Source organism: Spiroplasma endosymbiont of Tipula paludosa, from assembly GCF_964264785.1.
Lineage (GTDB): Bacteria > Bacillota_I > Bacilli_A > Mycoplasmatales > Nriv7 > Nriv7.
Genome location: NZ_OZ183484.1, coordinates 1,276,540 through 1,297,149 on the forward strand (window position 1 = coordinate 1,276,540; position 20,610 = coordinate 1,297,149).

General features: G+C 25.7%; 25 protein-coding genes. 9 read left to right on the top strand and 16 right to left on the bottom strand.

The annotated features are described in order from the left end of the window. The 6 genes from ACFEL5_RS07655 to ACFEL5_RS07680 form a co-directional block, all read right to left on the bottom strand. Entirely contained in the window at positions 1-894 is an 894-nt protein-coding gene (locus ACFEL5_RS07655; RefSeq protein ID WP_342277612.1) for an ABC transporter permease subunit, read from the bottom strand. 2 nt (positions 895-896) lie between these two features. Then, complete coding sequence (locus ACFEL5_RS07660; protein ID WP_342189698.1) at positions 897-2,024, bottom strand: ABC transporter permease subunit; 1,128 nt, start codon at positions 2,022-2,024, stop codon at positions 897-899. Between the two features lie 2 nt (positions 2,025-2,026). Next, on the bottom strand, positions 2,027-3,697 hold the full coding sequence (locus tag ACFEL5_RS07665) for an ATP-binding cassette domain-containing protein (protein ID WP_375315377.1): 1,671 nt from the start codon (positions 3,695-3,697) through the stop codon (positions 2,027-2,029). Continuing rightward, complete coding sequence (locus tag ACFEL5_RS07670; protein ID WP_375315378.1) at positions 3,697-4,839, bottom strand: hypothetical protein; 1,143 nt, start codon at positions 4,837-4,839, stop codon at positions 3,697-3,699. The genes ACFEL5_RS07665 and ACFEL5_RS07670 overlap by 1 nt, the downstream gene beginning before the upstream one ends. A 27-nt stretch (positions 4,840-4,866) precedes the next feature. Then, complete coding sequence (gene mnmG, locus ACFEL5_RS07675; protein ID WP_375315379.1) at positions 4,867-6,738, bottom strand: tRNA uridine-5-carboxymethylaminomethyl(34) synthesis enzyme MnmG; 1,872 nt, start codon at positions 6,736-6,738, stop codon at positions 4,867-4,869. Between the two features lie 114 nt (positions 6,739-6,852). After that, positions 6,853-7,188, bottom strand: a complete 336-nt coding sequence (locus ACFEL5_RS07680) for a hypothetical protein (protein WP_375315380.1) — start codon at positions 7,186-7,188, stop codon at positions 6,853-6,855. Positions 7,189-7,332: 144 nt separating this feature from the next. Between ACFEL5_RS07680 and ACFEL5_RS07685 the strand changes: the two genes are divergently transcribed. Beyond that, complete coding sequence (locus ACFEL5_RS07685; RefSeq protein ID WP_375315381.1) at positions 7,333-7,482, top strand: hypothetical protein; 150 nt, start codon at positions 7,333-7,335, stop codon at positions 7,480-7,482. Here the strand turns inward: ACFEL5_RS07685 and ACFEL5_RS07690 are convergent. Beyond that, positions 7,466-8,410, bottom strand: a complete 945-nt coding sequence (locus ACFEL5_RS07690; protein ID WP_338966716.1) for an IS30 family transposase — start codon at positions 8,408-8,410, stop codon at positions 7,466-7,468. The two genes, ACFEL5_RS07685 and ACFEL5_RS07690, sit on opposite strands and share 17 nt — an antisense overlap. 154 nt (positions 8,411-8,564) lie before the next feature. On the opposite strand from ACFEL5_RS07690, the gene ACFEL5_RS07695 reads away from it, so the two are divergent. Then, positions 8,565-8,801, top strand: a complete 237-nt coding sequence (locus tag ACFEL5_RS07695; protein WP_338967750.1) for a hypothetical protein — start codon at positions 8,565-8,567, stop codon at positions 8,799-8,801. 285 nt (positions 8,802-9,086) lie between these two features. Then, positions 9,087-10,031, top strand: a complete 945-nt coding sequence (locus tag ACFEL5_RS07700) for an IS30 family transposase (protein ID WP_375315382.1) — start codon at positions 9,087-9,089, stop codon at positions 10,029-10,031. On the opposite strand, the gene ACFEL5_RS07705 is transcribed toward ACFEL5_RS07700, so the two are convergent. The 3 genes from ACFEL5_RS07705 to metG all read right to left on the bottom strand — a co-directional run bounded on the left by ACFEL5_RS07705 (position 10,015) and on the right by metG (position 12,792). Beyond that, a complete protein-coding gene (locus ACFEL5_RS07705; protein ID WP_375315383.1) occupies positions 10,015-10,257 on the bottom strand; it encodes a hypothetical protein in 243 nt (80 codons plus the stop codon). The two genes, ACFEL5_RS07700 and ACFEL5_RS07705, sit on opposite strands and share 17 nt — an antisense overlap. A 236-nt stretch (positions 10,258-10,493) precedes the next feature. Then, the gene (locus ACFEL5_RS07710; RefSeq protein WP_342189745.1) at positions 10,494-11,219 is read right to left on the bottom strand and encodes a hypothetical protein; all 726 of its coding nucleotides are present in this window, start codon (positions 11,217-11,219) and stop codon (positions 10,494-10,496) included. 28 nt (positions 11,220-11,247) lie between these two features. Beyond that, the gene (metG, locus tag ACFEL5_RS07715; protein ID WP_338967645.1) at positions 11,248-12,792 is read right to left on the bottom strand and encodes a methionine--tRNA ligase; all 1,545 of its coding nucleotides are present in this window, start codon (positions 12,790-12,792) and stop codon (positions 11,248-11,250) included. 92 nt (positions 12,793-12,884) lie between these two features. Between metG and tpx the strand changes: the two genes are divergently transcribed. The 6 genes from tpx to ACFEL5_RS07745 all read left to right on the top strand — a co-directional run bounded on the left by tpx (position 12,885) and on the right by ACFEL5_RS07745 (position 16,586). After that, positions 12,885-13,373 carry a thiol peroxidase gene (gene tpx / locus ACFEL5_RS07720; protein WP_342189747.1) on the top strand — a complete coding sequence of 163 codons (489 nt, stop codon included), beginning with the start codon at positions 12,885-12,887 and terminating at the stop codon, positions 13,371-13,373. Between the two features lie 215 nt (positions 13,374-13,588). Then, the gene (locus ACFEL5_RS07725; protein WP_375315019.1) at positions 13,589-13,981 is read left to right on the top strand and encodes a transposase family protein; all 393 of its coding nucleotides are present in this window, start codon (positions 13,589-13,591) and stop codon (positions 13,979-13,981) included. Positions 13,982-13,986: 5 nt separating this feature from the next. Further along, positions 13,987-14,406, top strand: coding sequence for a transposase family protein (locus ACFEL5_RS07730; protein ID WP_375315776.1), 420 nt, complete (start codon positions 13,987-13,989; stop codon positions 14,404-14,406). 145 nt (positions 14,407-14,551) lie between these two features. Next, positions 14,552-15,199 (top strand): IS30 family transposase, encoded by a 648-nt coding sequence (locus ACFEL5_RS07735; protein WP_375315384.1) that lies wholly within the window; start codon positions 14,552-14,554, stop codon positions 15,197-15,199. 76 nt (positions 15,200-15,275) lie between these two features. Continuing rightward, on the top strand, positions 15,276-16,220 hold the full coding sequence (locus ACFEL5_RS07740) for an IS30 family transposase (RefSeq protein ID WP_375315190.1): 945 nt from the start codon (positions 15,276-15,278) through the stop codon (positions 16,218-16,220). Then, positions 16,221-16,586 (top strand): IS30 family transposase, encoded by a 366-nt coding sequence (locus ACFEL5_RS07745; protein ID WP_375315385.1) that lies wholly within the window; start codon positions 16,221-16,223, stop codon positions 16,584-16,586. It begins immediately after the preceding gene. A gap of 36 nt (positions 16,587-16,622) precedes the next feature. Here the strand turns inward: ACFEL5_RS07745 and ACFEL5_RS07750 are convergent, their stop codons facing one another. The 6 genes from ACFEL5_RS07750 to ACFEL5_RS07775 all read right to left on the bottom strand — a co-directional run bounded on the left by ACFEL5_RS07750 (position 16,623) and on the right by ACFEL5_RS07775 (position 20,607). After that, entirely contained in the window at positions 16,623-17,435 is an 813-nt protein-coding gene (locus ACFEL5_RS07750) for a hypothetical protein (RefSeq protein WP_375315386.1), read from the bottom strand. Beyond that, positions 17,436-18,380 (bottom strand): IS30 family transposase, encoded by a 945-nt coding sequence (locus ACFEL5_RS07755; RefSeq protein WP_338966716.1) that lies wholly within the window; start codon positions 18,378-18,380, stop codon positions 17,436-17,438. A gap of 76 nt (positions 18,381-18,456) precedes the next feature. Beyond that, positions 18,457-18,774, bottom strand: a complete 318-nt coding sequence (locus tag ACFEL5_RS07760) for a hypothetical protein (protein WP_375315387.1) — start codon at positions 18,772-18,774, stop codon at positions 18,457-18,459. Positions 18,775-18,788: 14 nt separating this feature from the next. Further along, positions 18,789-19,619: a hypothetical protein gene (locus ACFEL5_RS07765; RefSeq protein WP_375315388.1), complete on the bottom strand. Its 831-nt coding sequence runs from the start codon at positions 19,617-19,619 to the stop codon at positions 18,789-18,791. A 129-nt stretch (positions 19,620-19,748) separates the two neighbouring features. Continuing rightward, on the bottom strand, positions 19,749-20,447 hold the full coding sequence (locus ACFEL5_RS07770) for a 16S rRNA (cytidine(1402)-2'-O)-methyltransferase (RefSeq protein ID WP_375315777.1): 699 nt from the start codon (positions 20,445-20,447) through the stop codon (positions 19,749-19,751). Beyond that, a complete protein-coding gene (locus ACFEL5_RS07775) occupies positions 20,434-20,607 on the bottom strand; it encodes a hypothetical protein (RefSeq protein ID WP_375315389.1) in 174 nt (57 codons plus the stop codon). Before ACFEL5_RS07775 ends, ACFEL5_RS07770 begins: the two co-directional genes overlap by 14 nt. Positions 20,608-20,610 lie beyond the last annotated feature (3 nt).

The window sequence follows — 20,610 nt, forward strand, 5'->3', positions numbered from 1 at the left end:
TTAACTTTTTTCCTTCGTATACGGCGTATTTAACATTTTTGGCATCCGATCATTTTTTTCATATAATGCAAATAGTGGCGCAATTAATAATGGTAAAACATAAGGTAATATTGTCCATCATCACTTATTACTATCTTGTCGTAAAAATCCACTAAATTCAAGTAAAACTGTTACTAAATAAGTAAAAAATACGCTGCGAAATACTGCTCATTGACTTAATGCCACAATCGCAAAAGCAATTAATCCGATATTATTAACACTAACATCAAAAGTGCCTTTTTGGTTTGTAAAAAATGCACCACCTAATGCTATTAAACCAAAGCCAACAATAACTGCTAAATAACGAATTTTAACAACATTTATTTGACTTAAAGTTAAAACAACAGCATTCTTTCCAGCTGCTTTAAAATATAACCCCATTCGCGTTAAAAAGAAAAAAGAAGAAACAACTAATATTAAAATAACATTAAAAATAAAAACTAAAGATAACGGATATCCGATAAATATTGGAGCAATAAAAATTTCATTAGCATCTAATGTTCTTTGTCCATAATTAAATATTAAAATTAGCGAACTCAAACCTAAAGCCAAATAATTTCAAATAAATGAAACAAGAAACTGATTAGTTTTTAAAGAAACCGTTAATACCGCATGAATTAAACCTAATCCCATACCAATAACAAATGCTAAAAAAAAACCTAAAAAACAAATATTATCACCAAGAAATAAATATTGTTTAATCACAATTGCATACGATAACCCCCCTAAAATCATTACGCCATCAACACCAAAATTTAAAATCCCCGCTTTTTGCATTATTAAACATCCCATAGCTGCGAATAGTAATGGTGCTGATAATGATAAACTACTAATAAAAATATTAACAATATTCATAATTATCGTCGCCCCTTATTAATTATATTAGTTGCATCATTAACATCAGGTCGTTGGTTTACTAACGCCTCCCGCATTCTAAAATTAATTAAAAACTTTGGTTCTTGTTTTCATAAAATAATATAACTTACTAAAACAGAAATGGTAATACAAAATGAAAAAATAATATCAATGATTTCATAATCAAATGATGTCAACGAAAGAAATTGAGTTTGCGAACGAATTAAACCAACTAAAATACTAAGCAACAAAACCCCAATACGCGAATTAAATGCTCATAAGGGAATCAACAAATTATCAAATTCTTGTAACATTGTTGAACTTAATGTTCCTAATTTATTTAGATTAGCAACAAAATAAGTATAGCCTGCGATTCCGGCAATTGCTCCTGAAATTGTCATAATAATTAATTGCTTAGCATTAGGATTTAATCTTGCATATTGCGCCGCCTCAGCATTAGCAACGGTTAATTCTAAACGAAAACCAAACACGCGACGATCTAATAAAATCGTTACAAAACCATAAATAAACAAAGCAATAAAAATTGTAATAGAAAAATAAACCGTCATACTTAATTTAATTATTAAAGAAGCATTATTATTAATAATACCATCATTATATTGACTTCATTCTGGTAAATGATAATAAATATTAAAAGCAATAATATTAAGCAACAAAGTTGATGCCATTTCATTAATCTTAAAATAAGTTTTAAAAAAACCAGCAATGAGAGCATACAATGCCCCTGCAATAATTGATACTAAAATTAATAACATTGTTGTAAATTTAGTAGTAATACCAACAGCACTTAATAATCGTGAAGTAATAAATGTGATTGTTGCCCCAATAATCATTTGCCCAATAACTCCAAGATTATAAATTCGAAACCGAAATGCTACTAACGAAGCTAATGATGCTAATAGCAAATATGAAAATGAATTTACAAAATTATGAAAATGATTAATATCATTAAAAGGCATTAAAAATAATGTATCATATGCTTTCAAAGAACTAACTTTAAAAAGCGTAAAGATTATTGCCGATAAGACAAAAAGCAAAACTACTGTTAATGAAACCACCGTTGCTGCTTTTAATTTTTTGTTAGTTCAAAAATTTCTTATAATATTCATTTCTAACCACCAGTAATCCTTATTTTAATTGTCGCTATTACTTGCACAATTTTATCTTTAACTATTGTAATTTTATTAATAATTTTTTGCCACAATAAAACTTTTCGAGAAATACTTTTATATTTTAATTCACTTTTAGTAATTTGAATATGTTTATCAATCAAATCTTCGCGTTTTTTAGAAAGAATCAGTGGATTGTTTAAAATATTACTTTTAACATCATCCCCTTCTAAGGTAGCAACCATTCTCCCATTTTGAATAACTGTCACCCGATTAGCTAATAATTCTAAAAGATGCGAATCACAATCAATTAAAAGAAATGCTACGCCTTTTTTTTGCAAGGCAATAATACGATTAATAATCAATTTTGCTGAATCATTATCTAAATGCATTAACGGATTAACTAAAATAACAACTTTCGGGTTTGTTTCTAATGTCCTTGCTAAAACAAATTTTTGTAATTCACCATTAGATAAAGTATTGGCAATACTATTACCATTAATAAAATCAGGCATTTGATAATTTTGTAAAATCTTTTTTAATTTAAATCAAATATCATCACGCCTTAAAACCCCAGCATTTAAATATTTAGGATTATTATGATGTCATAAAATAAAATTATCAATTAAAGAATAACTATCAATAGTTGCATCTTGTAAAAAATTTTCTGGTACTAAATCAATGCCTAATTTATAACGATACGCCTGATTCTTTTTATTAATACTATCATTTTTAAAAAATATTCTTACTGTTGGTGATTTAGTTTTTCCTGAAATTATATCCCCAATTAAGGAACTACTAATATTTGTGCGATCATAAACTCCTAAAATTTCACCAACTTGTAAAATTAAATCAATGCCTTCTAATTTTGGATAATTGCGTTTATTAAAACTAATATCTTCAGCATATAATACTAATTCCCTTTTTTTAAAAGATTCTTTTTTATGGTCAATCATTGTTGTTCAATATTTATGTTGAATTTTCTTTACTTTTAAAACATTTTTATTATGCTTTGTCCACACAATCCGACCTTTATTTAATAACGAATAATGATTTGACACTGCTTTAGCAAATTCTTTACTTCGTGTTGAAAAAATTACTGTAATTTTATCTTTAATAAAAGATTTAAAAATTGGTAAAAACTCCTCTTCTTGTTCCAACGGTAAACCGACTGTTGGCTCATCTAAAACTAAAATTCGTGGTTTTTGGTACAAGGCTCTTAGTAATGCCACCTTTCTTTGTTCTGATAATGAAAGAATCCCAAACTGTTTATTTAAATCAACATAAATTTTATACTTCCGCATTAATTTTTCAATTTTAGCTTCAGTTTTTCCTCAATTAATAAATATTTTCAAAAATTGTGGTTCATTTCCCAAAACTATATTTTGTCAAACACTAAAATCAGGAATAAAGTAAGTATCTTGTCCAGCATAACTAATTTGATAGTTAGGAGTCAAAAACTGTCCGATGCGTTTATTAGCAACTTTAATCACACCATTGGTGGGATTTTCCAAACCAGCTAATAAACGCACACAAGTTGTTTTACCAGCCCCATTATCACCAACTAAGGCATGAATTTCACCAGAATTTACCTTTAAAGTAATATTATTTAAAACTAAATTATCTTGATATTGTTTATAAACATTATTAAATTCAATTAAAGGTGATGACATTAGCTAGTTCCTTCTTTACAAAAATGTTGTGATAATGGAGCATTAATAACATTACATTGCAAAGGCTTTCACACAAATTTATTATTATCAAATTGTTGATGAGAAAATTTAATATCTTGGATATCAACAATAATATCACTAACGAAATTTCAATCAGTTAATAACTGTGGTTTTATTTCCTCAGAATGATAAATTTTAGATAATATACCCGTAAAATTACGATTAATACTAGCAAGTAAATAATTTTTGGGTTTAATATGATATTTTTCTTTATTCATAATATCAACACTAACAAAATAATGTTTTTTTAAATTATCATTATTATCAATAAAAGCTTTTACTAAATTATTACTATATAATAACAACGGATCAAAAATTAAACTAACTTGATGATTTTCTAATAATGCTTTTGCAGTATTATACATATTATTACGATTCCAATCAGAGATAATTAAAGGATCACGATTATCAATTGATGTTTGTCAATCAACAAAATTAAACTCATAACCACCATCTTGTTTACTATCAATTTGCGCTTGATATAGTCCTTGTTGAAACCCAAAAGTTAATCGTTGTGCTAATTGATCATTTAAATATTCAACAGCACTAACTTGAATTTTATTATCAATCATTGTAAAATCTTGATGATTTTTTAACATATAAATACCTGATTGATATCCTAAATTATAACCCATTGTCAAAACATCAAATTTAATTTCAACTAAATTAACAATTTTATTACTAACAGAATTATGAACATAATCATAATCTAAGGTAATAATTTTATTACCCGTAGCAACCGACTTTTCTAACTCTTTTGTTAAATTAGGAATATTATTAGCAAAATTATGATTTAAAGCAATAAAATATTTTGTTTTATTTTTAGTATGCGTATTCAACATATTTTGTCAAAATAACAATTGCGTACTCTTATCAGCAATATTATCAATAATTCAATAATTATCTAAAATATCAATTGATGAATTATAAAAGTTTTTTGTTGTTGCATTATCATAAATACTTAATGGATGATTAGCAAAAATAACTGCTTGATCAGTAACAGAAAGACTACAACCAAAAATGGGAAGAGCAAAGATACTAGCAACATTAATACTATTTATTAATTTAAAGATTTTATCCACTTTATTCCCACCTTAACAAACTAATTATTAACTAGTTTGTGGATATTTTTTTTGTAAATGAAATAACAATGATACAATATCGGCGGGATTAACTCCCGAAATTCGTGAAGCTTGAGCGACTGTTAGCGGTTGAACTAACTTTAATTTTTCTTTGGCTTCAATAGCAATATTAGCAACAAAATCATAGTTAATATCTCGCGGAATTTGTTTTTTTTCTAATTTAATTTTTCGCGGAATTTGCTTTTGATGCCGATCTAAATAACCACTAAATTTATTTCTAATTTCACAATTAGTTTTTTGATTTTGATTTAATAAATTAATACTAGTAACATAAGGTACTAAAAAATTCAATGATATTTCTGGTCGTTTTAGTAAATCTCACGCACTAATACCAGCAGTTAACAATGAAAAATTACTCTCTTGTAATGCCTTTTGAATTGTTGAATTAGGTGTAAATCGTGTTACTCTTAATTCATTTTCAACAATATTTTGTAATTGACATTGCTTTTGATATTCATCTCACTCTACCCTACTTACTAAACCAATATCATAAGCATATTGTTTTAAACGATCTTCAGCATTATCATTTCTTAAAAAAATCCGATGTTCAGCTCGTGAAGTTAATAACCGATAAGGTTCCGATACTCCTTTAGTAACTAAGTCATCAATTAAAACGCCAATATACGCTTCATCTCTTCTTAAAATAAATGGTGCTTTATTCACTAATTGACAATGAACATTAATCGCTGCCATTAATCCTTGACAAGCAGCTTCTTCATAACCACTAGTACCATTAATTTGTCCAGCACTAAATAAATTTTTAATTATTTTGGTTTCTAAGGTTGGTTTTAGTTGTAAAGGATCAATAGCATCATATTCAATGGCATATGCTCATTTAAGAACTTGAACATTTTCTAATCCCGGCAAAGTTCTTAACATCCGATCTTGAATATCAATCGGCATTGATGTAGAAAATCCTTGAACATAAATTGTTTCTAAAGCAACTGATTCTGGTTCTAAAAAAATTTGATGTCGTGATTTATCAGCAAATCTAACAACCTTATCTTCAATACTTGGACAATATCTTGGTCCAACACTAGTGGGGATAGCACGATACATTGCTGATGCCTTTAAATTTTCATTAATAATTTGATGGGTATTTTCATTAGTATAAATAAGTCAACAAGGAACTTGTTTTTTTAAAGGCACAAACTCTTTTGTAGAAAAAGAAAATGCTAATGGTAAATCAGTTCCTAATTCTAATTGCATTTTACTGTAATCAATACTATCTTTATGAACTCGTGGTGGTGTTCCAGTTTTTAAGCGAATAACTTTAAATCCTAATTGTGCTAATTGTTTTGATATTCCATAAGAACCTTTTTGTCCATCAGGACCTTCCTGTTTAACACTAGACCCTTGTAAAACTTTAGCTTCCATATAAGTACCTGTTGTTAAAATAACTTTTTTAGCTTTAATTATTGTACCGTCATTTAAAATGATACCCTTAACAGTATGATTTTCTATTAATAACTCATTTACCATTGCTGATAGTACCGTTAAATTATCTTGTTGCCTAATAACATCATACATATATTTACTATATGCAATCTTATCGGATTGCGTTCTTATTGCTCACACTGCTGGTCCGCGTGAACTATTTAATAGCTTCATTTGTAATGCTGTTTTATCCGCAGCTTTAGCCATCTCACCACCCAAAGCATCAATTTCTCTAACAACAATTCCCTTAGCAGGACCACCAATTGATGGATTACAAGGCATACTCGCAATCTTTGTTGGATCAAGAGTGACCATCAGTGTCTTATGTTTCAACCGTGCACAAGCTAAAGCTGCTTCCACCCCAGCGTGTCCCCCGCCAATAACAATTACATCATATACCATTTAAATCACCTACTTTAATACCTTTTAATTTATTTCCCTTAAATTATATCTTATTTGTCTCCCAAATAAAAACAAGACTTTTTTTACAAGTCTTGTTTTAAATTTATATTTTTATTAACCAAAAACCTTAATAAAATCTTGATCTTCAATAACACTTTTATTAATAGGGACAACAAATGTGTCATCAAGAAACTTAGTAAATTTAAAATGATAATCATCTAACGAAATAACAAAATTTTTTAATCTATATGTGAAACCTACTTTAACTTTTCAACCAAATTTGTTTTTATAAAAATTAGCAATTTTTTTAGCATTAATTAAATCATCTTCTTTGTTATTAGAATAGTCAATATCTACTATCTCATCAAAGAAATTAACATCTTTTTCAATTATTTTATTTAAAAAATCACTAATATTTTGAAAATTGCCAAATTGTAAAGTTAAGTGCAACTAAATTATTTTTCTAACCAAATATTCGATTGGCGAAAGATAATTTAGTATTTTTCTTGGTCTTTGGTTTAAAGACAATAGACTTGGTACATAACCTTTAATTTTATCTACTATTTTGATAATTATTTTTTAGATGAAATACAAATGTTAGATAAATACAAAGATAAAAATGAATTTTATAGTTTAGTCGGCATAAAATGTTATAGTTATGTACCAAGTCTAGTATATAAAACATACAAAGCAATTAATAAATGCCAAATTGTAAAGTTAAGTGCAACTAAATTATTTTTCTAACCAAATATTCGATTGGCGAAAGATAATTTAGTATTTTTCTTGGTCTTTGGTTTAAAGACAATATAAATTTATGAACTGCATTTTTAGTAGTGTTTGAAAAATTAAATTTTTTAGGAAATTTTTCTCTAATTAAACCATTAGTATTTTCATTAGTACCTCTTTGTCAAGGTGAATATGCATCAGCAAAATAAATTTTCACATTTAAATTTTTTTCAAGTTGTTGTCAATTAGCAAATTCTTTACCCCTATCAAATGTTATAGTCTTAACAAGATTATTTGGAAGAATTGATAAATAATGACTAATATTTTTGTTAATAACTTTAGTAGTTCTATTTTCAACTAATATTGCTAAAGTAAATCTTGATGTTCTTTCAACTAAAGTTATTAAACATGATTTACTTTTACCTCGTGATGATACTACAGTATCACCTTCTCAATGGCCAAGAGTTATGCGATTATTAACATTTCGTTCTTTAATGGATTTACCATTAAATTTACCCCGATTTTCTTGAGATTTTCGTTTCTTACCTTTTCTTCTTAAATTTTTACTAGTAACCTTTTCAAGTAATCCAGAATAAATTCAATTGTAAATTGTTTTAAAACTAATAATTCATTCTTGATGAAAATTTTTAATTCTGCCATAAATTTGTTCAGGCGATCAACCTAATAATAATTTTTGTTGTACATATTTTACTAATTCTCTATTTTTAAATTTATGAAAATAAACATGTAATTGTTTTCTATTTTCTGCTTTATTTTGTGCAATTAATGAAAAATAATGATTATTATCTTTATTTCTATTAACTTCTCGATTAATAGTACTAATACTTCGATTAAGATTTTTAGCTATTTCACTAATTTTTACTTTAAATTTCAATTGATTCTCAATATAAATTCTTTCATCTATGCCAAGATGTTTGTATCCCATATAAAAACTCCTTAAATTTACTTTTTCTAAAATAAACTTAGCATCATGAAATTTTTATATGAAATCTTTTGCAATTTTATTTACTTGCACTTACAAGTATAATTCAGCATTTTATAAGGTTAAATCATATTTTGTTTAGAAAGGGGGTGATTATATGATTGGAACTTTCTTGGCCGATGCACCAGCAAAAATTACTGGTGAACAAGCGGTTACTAACTTATGAAAAGCATTAATTACAGCGTTCGGTAATATTTGAACTGATATTATTGGTGGCAATATGCCAAATGTCGTTAATTTTTTTGCTACATATTGAGTTTTCTTGCTTGGCGTGATTATTGGTTTATTTTTAATCGCTTTCAAAATGTTTGAAAAATTAATGCCCGGCAGATAGTAATAAAAATAAAGAAAGTGTGATTTAAGTGATGCTATTGTTTAAAAAAATAAATTTAAGACTATATGATTTTGTGGCTTTAAATCGCACTTTATTTATTATTGCGTGATTCTACGGTGCGATTTTGTATTATTATAATCCTCAAAGTTGACGAATGTTATTTGATATTATTTATTTGCTGAATTATACTTGTAAGTGCAAGTAAATAAAATTGCAAAAGATTTCATATAAAAATTTCATGATGCTAAGTTTATTTTAGAAAAAGTAAATTTAAGGAGTTTTTATATGGGATACAAACATCTTGGCATAGATGAAAGAATTTATATTGAGAATCAATTGAAATTTAAAGTAAAAATTAGTGAAATAGCTAAAAATCTTAATCGAAGTATTAGTACTATTAATCGAGAAGTTAATAGAAATAAAGATAATAATCATTATTTTTCATTAATTGCACAAAATAAAGCAGAAAATAGAAAACAATTACATGTTTATTTTCATAAATTTAAAAATAGAGAATTAGTAAAATATGTACAACAAAAATTATTATTAGGCTGATCGCCTGAACAAATTTATGGCAGAATTAAAAATTTTCATCAAGAATGAATTATTAGTTTTAAAACAATTTACAATTGAATTTATTCTGGATTACTTGAAAAGGTTACTAGTAAAAATTTAAGAAGAAAAGGTAAGAAACGAAAATCTCAAGAAAATCGGGGTAAATTTAATGGTAAATCCATTAAAGAACGAAATGTTAATAATCGCATAACTCTTGGCCATTGAGAAGGTAATACTGTAGTATCATCACGAGGTAAAAGTAAATCATGTTTAATAACTTTAGTTGAAAGAACATCAAGATTTACTTTAGCAATATTAGTTGAAAATAGAACTACTAAAGTTATTAACAAAAATATTAGTCATTATTTATCAATTCTTCCAAATAATCTTGTTAAGACTATAACATTTGATAGGGGTAAAGAATTTGCTAATTGACAACAACTTGAAAAAAATTTAAATGTGAAAATTTATTTTGCTGATGCATATTCACCTTGACAAAGAGGTACTAATGAAAATACTAATGGTTTAATTAGAGAAAAATTTCCTAAAAAATTAAATTTTTCAAACACTACTAAAAATGCAGTTCATAAATTTATATTGTCTTTAAACCAAAGACCAAGAAAAATACTAAATTATCTTTCGCCAATCGAATATTTGGTTAGAAAAATAATTTAGTTGCACTTAACTTTACAATTTGGCTAATTAACTCCTGAAAATCATTTGTTAAAATCGCAATTTTTCTTTTTAACGCGTTTATTTCCTCATTTAATAACTGATTATTCGTAATTTCTTCCTTAATGAAATTTTTTGCCCTTGTTTGCGAAGAACAAGCAATTAAATTAGTACCAATTCCTAACGAAAAAACAGTCACAATTAAAATATTTAATCATCGTTTAACCATTTTAATCTACTTCTATTTGTCATTTATTTAAAACTTTTTTATAGTTTAAATTTGTAATTTTTTGACCTGTTATTTCTATTTTATTCATAGCTTTTAATACCTCATTTTTACTCAATATAAACCAAAACTACATAAAAAAAGTAGTAACTCTTCATTTCTAATTTATACCTTATCCTATTAATTATATAAAAAATACCTTAAAAAGTCAAATATCCCCCTACTCTAGCGGTTTTTGATTATTTTTCTTTTCGTTCATATATTTTATTATTTATATAACAATAAAAGATATTAACAACAACAAATAAAATCAAAATAATGATACTAGCGATAATAACTAAAACAACTAACAATCAATTCGCAACATCTAATTTAGGTAAATAAGGGAAATACAATAAAGTTGGTTTATCATCTAATACTCCCATATACAAGCGAAGAATAATATATAAAAAGTAAAACAATGGATAAAGAAAATTAATTCATAATTTTTTCTTTAAATATTCTTTAATAACAATTGGTTTTTCACCAATATGAAAACACATATAACAAATTACTAATAATGGAATAATTAAATGCTGACTCATATTTTCAAATCAAGTAATCGGTGCCATTGTTGTCGCCGCAAAAGGGAGCATCATTGTCATATATGTTATAAAAGTAATAGAAATATATAATGAGATGACAATTAAACCACCTTGTCTTAAAACTAGTGGTTTATCACTTTTAAAGTGATAAATTGCTGCTAATAAAAATCACACAAAAACAATAATATTACTTTGAATTGTAAAATAACTAAAATATTGACCTTGAAAACCCGTATAAGAAAAAGGCTCATCAATACTTCGCATTCAAGTTTTAGTTATTAAATGTTCAACATAGCCAAAAATTAAAACTGATAATGTAAAGACAGCAATTACGATTTCATAAATGAACCATCATTTATTAGAATCTTTAGTAATTTTCATAAAATATCCTCCTTTAAATTAAAAATAATTAACTATTATTTATTCGCGGAAATAATATTTGTTTCAAATTAATTTTAACATTATCTAAGTCTTGAAAATTAGTTAAATTTGTAAAATTTAACTGTTCGTAATTAATATTTAATTGTTGAAAAATAACAATACTTTTCGTTACTAAAACAGGTTGTAATAAATACGCACTTACTTTTAAAACTTGTAATAAATTATTAATAACTTTATTTAAATTAACATCATGATTAGTAAATAATATTCAAGGAGTTCTTTCTTCAATATACTTATTAGCATAATGTAATAATTCAATTACTGCTTTAACAGCATCATTAATTAAATATTGATCCATTTTTGCTTCATAACTTTCAATTGTTAAATGAATGTGTTGTTCTAATGCCTTATCTAAATCATTAGTACTAGGAACATACTGCGGAATAACATTATTAAAATATTTTTCGGTCATTGTCATTGTTCTTGATAATAAATTACCTAAATTATTAACTAAATTACTATTATAAGAATCAATTAATAATTGTAAGCTATAATTACTATCTCTGGTAATATGTAAATCATTAACAAGAAAAAATCGTAAAGCATCACTACCATACTCATTAATTAATTGTAATGGATTAATACTATTATCTTTTGATTTTGACATTTTATCATTATTCATTGTGATTCACGAATGACTAATTAATTTATTAGGTAAACGAATATTTAATGCCATTAATAGGATTGGTCAATAAATAGCATGAAATCTAGTAATTTCTTTACCTAAAAATTGCACAATTTCACTATTTTCGCCTCAATATTTATTAAATTCACTATTATCTGATGAAAGATAACCTAATGAACTTAAATAATTGCTTAAAGCATCAATTCAAACATAAATTATATGTTTGGAATTTTCTTTAACCGGAATCCCTCAATTAAAACTTGTTCTTGTAACACTTAAATCTTGAAGTCCCGGACTTAAAAAATTATTAATCATTTCATTCATTCGTGATTCGGGATAAATAAAGTCAGGATGTTGATGATAATAAGCTAACAATTGTTTTTGATACTTTGAAACTTTAAAAAAATAACTTTCTTCTTGTAAAAACTTTAATTGTTGATTACATAATAAATGCAACTTATCACGAGAAATTTGTGATTTAGTAACAAATTCTTCACAAGCAATACAATATCAACCTTCATATTGATCTAAGTAAATATCTTCTTGGGCTAATAACTGATTAAAGATTTTTTCAACAACAATAGTATGTTCTTGACTACTAGTTCTAATAAATTTAGAATAATCAATGTGTAAGGCTGTTCATAAATCTTTAAACTTATTAACGATGCCATCAACAAATTCTTGGGGGGTAATATTTGCTAATTGTGCCGCCTTAGCAATTTTTTGTCCGTGTTCATCACTACCAGTAGTAAAAAATACTTCATAACCTTGTTGTTTCTTATAACGCGCTAAAACATCACTTAAAACTGTTGTATACGCATGTCCTAAGTGCAATTCATTATTCGGATAATATATTGGCGTTGAAACATAAAAATATTTTGGTTGCATAACTTCATCCTTTATCAAATTATTTATATTATATATTATATTACATCATTTCTTTATATAATTAAATTATACATACCCTAAGGAGGACTAATATGGAAGTAAAAATGAAAGGAAAACCTTTACAATTAATTAAAGAACCAATTAAAATTGGTGAAACTCTTGATTTTATCGCCACTAATCTTAATATGTCAGACTTTAAAATAACTGATATCGTCAATAAAAAGAAAGTAATCTCAGTTGTCCCCAGTGTTGATACTAGCACTTGTTTAACCCAAACTAAACATATGAACGAAAATATTAGTAAACTAGAAAATATGCAACTAATTACAATTTCAAGAGACCTACCCTTCGCCCAAAATAAAGCTTGTGAAAGTTTTAAAGACAATAATCACATCCTTATATCTGATTACAAATACCGTGATTTCGGCATTAAAACTGGTTTAGTAATCCAAAAACTAGAACTTCTAGCAAGAACCTTATTAGTATTAGATGAAAACAACATCGTTATCTATATTGATATTAACGAAGAAACATCAGTGGAACCGAATTACACTAAACTATGAGACTTTTTAAACAAATAATCACATATGTTAAAAACACACTTTATACAAAGTGTGTTTTATTTATTAGACTTGGTACATAACCTTTAATTTTATCTACTATTTTGATAATTATTTTTTAGATGAAATACAAATGTTAGATAAATACAAAGATAAAAATGAATTTTATAGTTTAGTCGGCATAAAATGTTATAGTTATGTACCAAGTCTAATATTATTTACTAGGTGAAGTACAAATGTTAGATAAATACAAAGACGAAAATGAATTTTATAGTCTAATAGGCATAAAATATAAAACTTTCATGAAAATGGTAGAAATTTTAAAAGAAGCTAAAGCTAAACAAAAACAAATTGGTGGTAGACCAAATAAATTATCAATAGAGCAAAGATTACTTATGACTTTAGAATACTGAAAAGAATATAGTACATATCGTATTATTGCAAAAAAATATAATATTAGTCATGTTAGTTGTATTCGTAATATCTTTTGAGTTGAAAATACTCTAATAAAAAATAGTCACTTTCATATACCTGGCAAAAAGATATTATTGGAACATAAAGTTACTAATAATAATTTATTAGCAATTGATGCTACAGAAATTCCAATTGAAAGAATTAAAAAAAACTAAAATTATTATTTTCTGGTAAGAAAAGGCAACATTCATTAAAAACGCAAATAATTATTGATTTATTTAACAATAAAATTATTTCAGTAGATTTTTGTTATGGCAGTATTCATGATTATAAGTTATTTTTAAAATCAAATACACTTATAAATCCAAAATTAGAATTAATTGCCGATTCAGGCTATCAAGGTTTGCAAAATGTTCATAAAAATACATTATTGCCAATTAAAAAGAGTAAAAATAATCCCTTAAATCCAGATAAAAAGGAATATAATAGCTTTTTAAGTAAAGTTAGAATTGCCATTGAACATGTTTTTGCTAGATTAAAAAGATTTAAAATACTAGTTTATCGTTATCGCAATAAGATTAGAAGATTTGGATTACGATTTAACTTAATTTCAGGAATATATAATTTTGAATTAAGCTAGTTATAGTTATGTACCAAGTCTATTTTATTATTAATTTGCTGAATTATACTTGTAAGTGCAAGTAAATAAAATTGCAAAAGATTTCATATAAAAATTTCATGATGCTAAGTTTATTTTAGAAAAAGTAAATTTAAGGAGTTTTTATATGGGATACAAACATCTTGGCATAGATGAAAGAATTTATATTGAGAATCAATTGAAATTTAAAGTAAAAATTAGTGAAATAGCTAAAAATCTTAATCGAAGTATTAGTACTATTAATCGAGAAGTTAATAGAAATAAAGATAATAATCATTATTTTTCATTAATTGCACAAAATAAAGCAGAAAATAGAAAACAATTACATGTTTATTTTCATAAATTTAAAAATAGAGAATTAGTAAAATATGTACAACAAAAATTATTATTAGGTTGATCGCCTGAACAAATTTATGGCAGAATTAAAAATTTTCATCAAGAATGAATTATTAGTTTTAAAACAATTTACAATTGAATTTATTCTAGATTACTTGAAAAGGTTACTAGTAAAAATTTAAGAAGAAAAGGTAAGAAACGAAAATCTCAAGAAAATCGGGGTAAATTTAATGGTAAATCCATTAAAGAACGAAATGTTAATAATCGCATAACTCTTGGCCATTGAGAAGGTGATACTGTAGTATCATCACGAGGTAAAAGTAAATCATGTTTAATAACTTTAGTTGAAAGAACATCAAGATTTACTTTAGCAATATTAGTTGAAAATAGAACTACTAAAGTTATTAGCTGAATTATACTTGTAAGTGCAAGTAAATAAAATTGCAAAAGATTTCATATAAAAATTTCATGATGCTAAGTTTATTTTAGAAAAAGTAAATTTAAGGAGTTTTTATATGGGATACAAACATCTTGGCATAGATGAAAGAATTTATATTGAGAATCAATTGAAATTTAAAGTAAAAATTAGTGAAATAGCTAAAAATCTTAATCGAAGTATTAGTACTATTAATCGAGAAGTTAATAGAAATAAAGATAATAATCATTATTTTTCATTAATTGCACAAAATAAAGCAGAAAATAGAAAACAATTACATGTTTATTTTCATAAATTTAAAAATAGAGAATTAGTAAAATATGTACAACAAAAATTATTATTAGGTTGATCGCCTGAACAAATTTATGGCAGAATTAAAAATTTTCATCAAGAATGAATTATTAGTTTTAAAACAATTTACAATTGAATTTATTCTGGATTACTTGAAAAGGTTACTAGTAAAAATTTAAGAAGAAAAGGTAAGAAACGAAAATCTCAAGAAAATCGGGGTAAATTTAATGGTAAATCCATTAAAGAACGAAATGTTAATAATCGCATAACTCTTGGCCATTGAGAAGGTGATACTGTAGTATCATCACGAGGTAAAAGTAAATCATGTTTAATAACTTTAGTTGAAAGAACATCAAGATTTACTTTAGCAATATTAGTTGAAAATAGAACTACTAAAGTTATTAACAAAAATATTAGTCATTATTTATCAATTCTTCCAAATAATCTTGTTAAGACTATAACATTTGATAGGGGTAAAGAATTTGCTAATTGACAACAACTTGAAAAAAATTTAAATGTGAAAATTTATTTTGCTGATGCATATTCACCTTGACAAAGAGGTACTAATGAAAATACTAATGGTTTAATTAGAGAAAAATTTCCTAAAAAATTAAATTTTTCAAACACTACTAAAAATGCAGTTCATAAATTTATATTGTCTTTAAACCAAAGACCAAGAAAAATACTAAATTATCTTTCGCCAATCGAATATTTGGTTAGAAAAATAATTTAGTTGCACTTAACTTTACAATTTGGCATTAACAAAAATATTAGTCATTATTTATCAATTCTTCCAAATAATCTTGTTAAGACTATAACATTTGATAGGGGTAAAGAATTTGCTAATTGACAACAACTTGAAAAAAATTTAAATGTGAAAATTTATTTTGCTGATGCATATTCATCTTGACAAAGAGGTACTAATGAAAATACTAATGGTTTAATTAGAGAAAAATTTCCTAAAAAATTTAATTTTTCAAACACTACTAAAAATGCAGTTCATAAATTTATATTGTCTTTAAACCAAAGACCAAGAAAAATACTAAATTATCTTTCGCCAATCGAATATTTGGTTAGAAAAATAATAAAAATAATTTAGTTGCACTTAACTTTACAATTTGGCATTATATAAGTTTTATATATGTGAAAGGCCTTTTAAATATAAACTTAATGAAACTTCATCTAAACTACCAACTTTAACAGTTAAATCAAGATCTGTTTCACCAAAAAAAGAAGTTAATTTATTATTTTTTGAAATTGGTGTTCCATCCTCAATACTTACTTGATCATAGTTTATTTTTCCCAAATATTTTTGTAATTGTTCTTTTAAAAGAGCAATAGCTTCGCTCCTTGAGTTTGTAAGTTCTTTCAAACCTCAGTTATAGCGAATTTTTAAAAAATTTTTAACTAAAGTTAAAATTTCTTCATTTGATTTTCTAATAAAACCAACATTTTTTACTTTAAAACGAATCGTTGCCGTTTCTTTACCAATAGTAATATCCATATCGTATCATTCTGAATTACCAGTTAAATTATCAGTTTCTGAACCTTTAAATGAAATTTTTAAAAGTTGATAATCATCACCTAATAAAGTTTTAATTAATTCTTTTGCCTTATTATACGCATCTAATCTGGTATTACCAGTATTTAATTTGTGGACATTAAAATCAAACTCAGTTTCAAAATACAATTTAATAAGTTGTATTATTAAACTATGATTTTCCTTAATTAAATCTTTTCGTTCACCAATTATTCGTAAAAATTCAGCTTTAATATGGGCAATTTTACCCTTTCAATCAGTTTTAGAACCCGTAAAAGGTTTAATATCCTTTAATTTATCTTTACCAAAACTATTAACTAACTCATCCAATTTTTGTAAATCAGCATTTAAAAGTGCTAATTCATCTTGGTATTTTTTAATCTTGCCAAATTGTAAAGTTAAGTGCAACTAAATTATTTTTCTAACCAAATATTCGATTGGCGAAAGATAATTTAGTATTTTTCTTGGTCTTTGGTTTAAAGACAATATAAATTTATGAACTGCATTTTTAGTAGTGTTTGAAAAATTAAATTTTTTAGGAAATTTTTCTCTAATTAAACCATTAGTATTTTCATTAGTACCTCTTTGTCAAGGTGAATATGCATCAGCAAAATAAATTTTCACATTTAAATTTTTTTCAAGTTGTTGTCAATTAGCAAATTCTTTACCCCTATCAAATGTTATAGTCTTAACAAGATTATTTGGAAGAATTGATAAATAATGACTAATATTTTTGTTAATAACTTTAGTAGTTCTATTTTCAACTAATATTGCTAAAGTAAATCTTGATGTTCTTTCAACTAAAGTTATTAAACATGATTTACTTTTACCTCGTGATGATACTACAGTATCACCTTCTCAATGGCCAAGAGTTATGCGATTATTAACATTTCGTTCTTTAATGGATTTACCATTAAATTTACCCCGATTTTCTTGAGATTTTCGTTTCTTACCTTTTCTTCTTAAATTTTTACTAGTAACCTTTTCAAGTAATCCAGAATAAATTCAATTGTAAATTGTTTTAAAACTAATAATTCATTCTTGATGAAAATTTTTAATTCTGCCATAAATTTGTTCAGGCGATCAACCTAATAATAATTTTTGTTGTACATATTTTACTAATTCTCTATTTTTAAATTTATGAAAATAAACATGTAATTGTTTTCTATTTTCTGCTTTATTTTGTGCAATTAATGAAAAATAATGATTATTATCTTTATTTCTATTAACTTCTCGATTAATAGTACTAATACTTCGATTAAGATTTTTAGCTATTTCACTAATTTTTACTTTAAATTTCAATTGATTCTCAATATAAATTCTTTCATCTATGCCAAGATGTTTGTATCCCATATAAAAACTCCTTAAATTTACTTTTTCTAAAATAAACTTAGCATCATGAAATTTTTATATGAAATCTTTTGCAATTTTATTTACTTGCACTTACAAGTATAATTCAGCTCTTAATTTCTAATTTGACCTTAATATTTTCTAGTTGTGCAATAGTTAAATCAATATTTTTATCAAGATTTTTTATTTGATTAGTCAAATCATTAATTTTATTCACTAAACTTTGTTTTTCAACGCGAAATAAAGTGTTATTAACAATTTCATCAAAAATACTATCTTTAACAATTAAGTTTTGTTCCGTAGGAATTGGTGCTTTATCAGCACAAGCTGTTAAAGTAACCCCTACCCCAACTGTCAAACTAGCTACAATTAAAAGGTTTAAAAGATTTTTAAACATCATAATATTGCCTCTTATTGTTTGAAGTCGTTAATTAAATTTTCTAAGTTGTCAACAGCAGTTTCTAATTCAGTTTTAACGGTTTTACCAGTATCAATCGCTATTTGTAAAGCATCTAAAGCCTCATTAGCATCCTTAATTTCTTGCTTATTTGCTTCATTTTCAGTATTAAGCTTAGTTTTTTCTTTAATTATTCTTTCAAACTCAGCTTTAATATGATCAACTTGGTCTTCAAATTTCGCTTCTTCTTTTACTTTTTTAAGTTCTTTTAAACTACCTTCTTTACCAAAAGTAGCAACTAAATCAGTAATTAAGTTAACTTGTTTTGTATATATTTTAATTTGGTCATTTAATTTAGTAATTTGAGTATCCTTCTCAGCTAATTTCTCATTTAAAGCTTTTTCTTTTTGAAATCGGTAGTCTTCAAGAGCCTTAACATACTTTAAAGCAATAGTTTTTTCACTATTAAATTCAGTTAACTCTTTAATTACAACAACTGTATCATTTGATTTAATAGCATCATATTGTGTTTTAAGTTCTAGTAATAATGCATCATTATTTTCTCCAATAGTTTTTACACTCTTAATTAGGTTTTTAATCTTATCATTTACTGCTATAAATGCTTGTTTTTGTACATCATATTGAGTTTCCAAAGTTTTAATTCTTGTCTTTAAAGTATTAACAGTATTAGCAAAACTTGTTCTAAGTTGTTCAATTGCTTCTTGACTTGTGATTTTATCAAAAGTAACTGTCCCTGTTGAACAAGCAACTAAACCGATTGTCGCTGTTCCTAAACCTAATGTAATACTAGTTAAAGCCATTAATAAACGCTTTGTTCCATTCATATTCATATTTTTCCCTCTTTTTTTAATAATTTGTTCAGTATAAACTGAAACTTTCTTTTCCTATTTTATACCTTAACTCGTTAATTATACAGTAAAAATAGGAAAATGTCAACATTTCTCCTCCTAGGGTTACTCTTGATGATAGACTTGATGATAGACTTGATATACAAGACTTTTAGGAAGATTTCGCATATTTGCTACTTCCTTAATTGCTTCTTTAATAGTAATATTTTGCTTTTTAGCTACTAAGATAATGTGGTCTTTAATAGTTAAAGAACGATAATCAACCACCACTTCATATCCTTTAACAATTAACACAAATTCACCCTTTAATGAAGTTAAATCAAGGTTAATAATATCATTTAATGGCATTCGATAAATAGTTTCATACATCTTCGTTAACTCTCTTGCTAAACAAACATCACGATTACCTAAAATTTCTTTCATCACCCTTAATGTTTTTTCTAAATGATGCACACCAACATAAAAAATTAACGATTCAGAACGATATTTTAATTGTTCAACTTGTTGTTTAAGTTTTCCTACTTTGTGGTCTAAAAAACCTCAAAAAGAAAACGGATATGGTGGTAATCCCGAACAAACTAAAGCATTTAATAACGCACTAGAACCACTAATACTAACAACATTATATTCCTTAGCAATTACTGTTTGGACTAATTGATATCCGGGATCCGATATTAATGGATAGCCAGCATCACTTAGCAAAGCAACTGATTGATTATTATTTAAAAATTGTAATACTAAATCAATTCGTTCTTTTTCATTATGTTGATGTAACGAAATAAGTTTTTTCTTAATTATTAAAATGTTGTAATATTTTCTTACTTACTCTTGTATCTTCACAAAAAATTACAACAACCAGTTGTAAAGTTTCTGCAATCCGACTATTTAACTCTTTTAAATTGCCAATTGGTGTTGCTACTAAATATAGCGATGGCTGCTCATTACGAAAACTTTTCTGAATCATTAT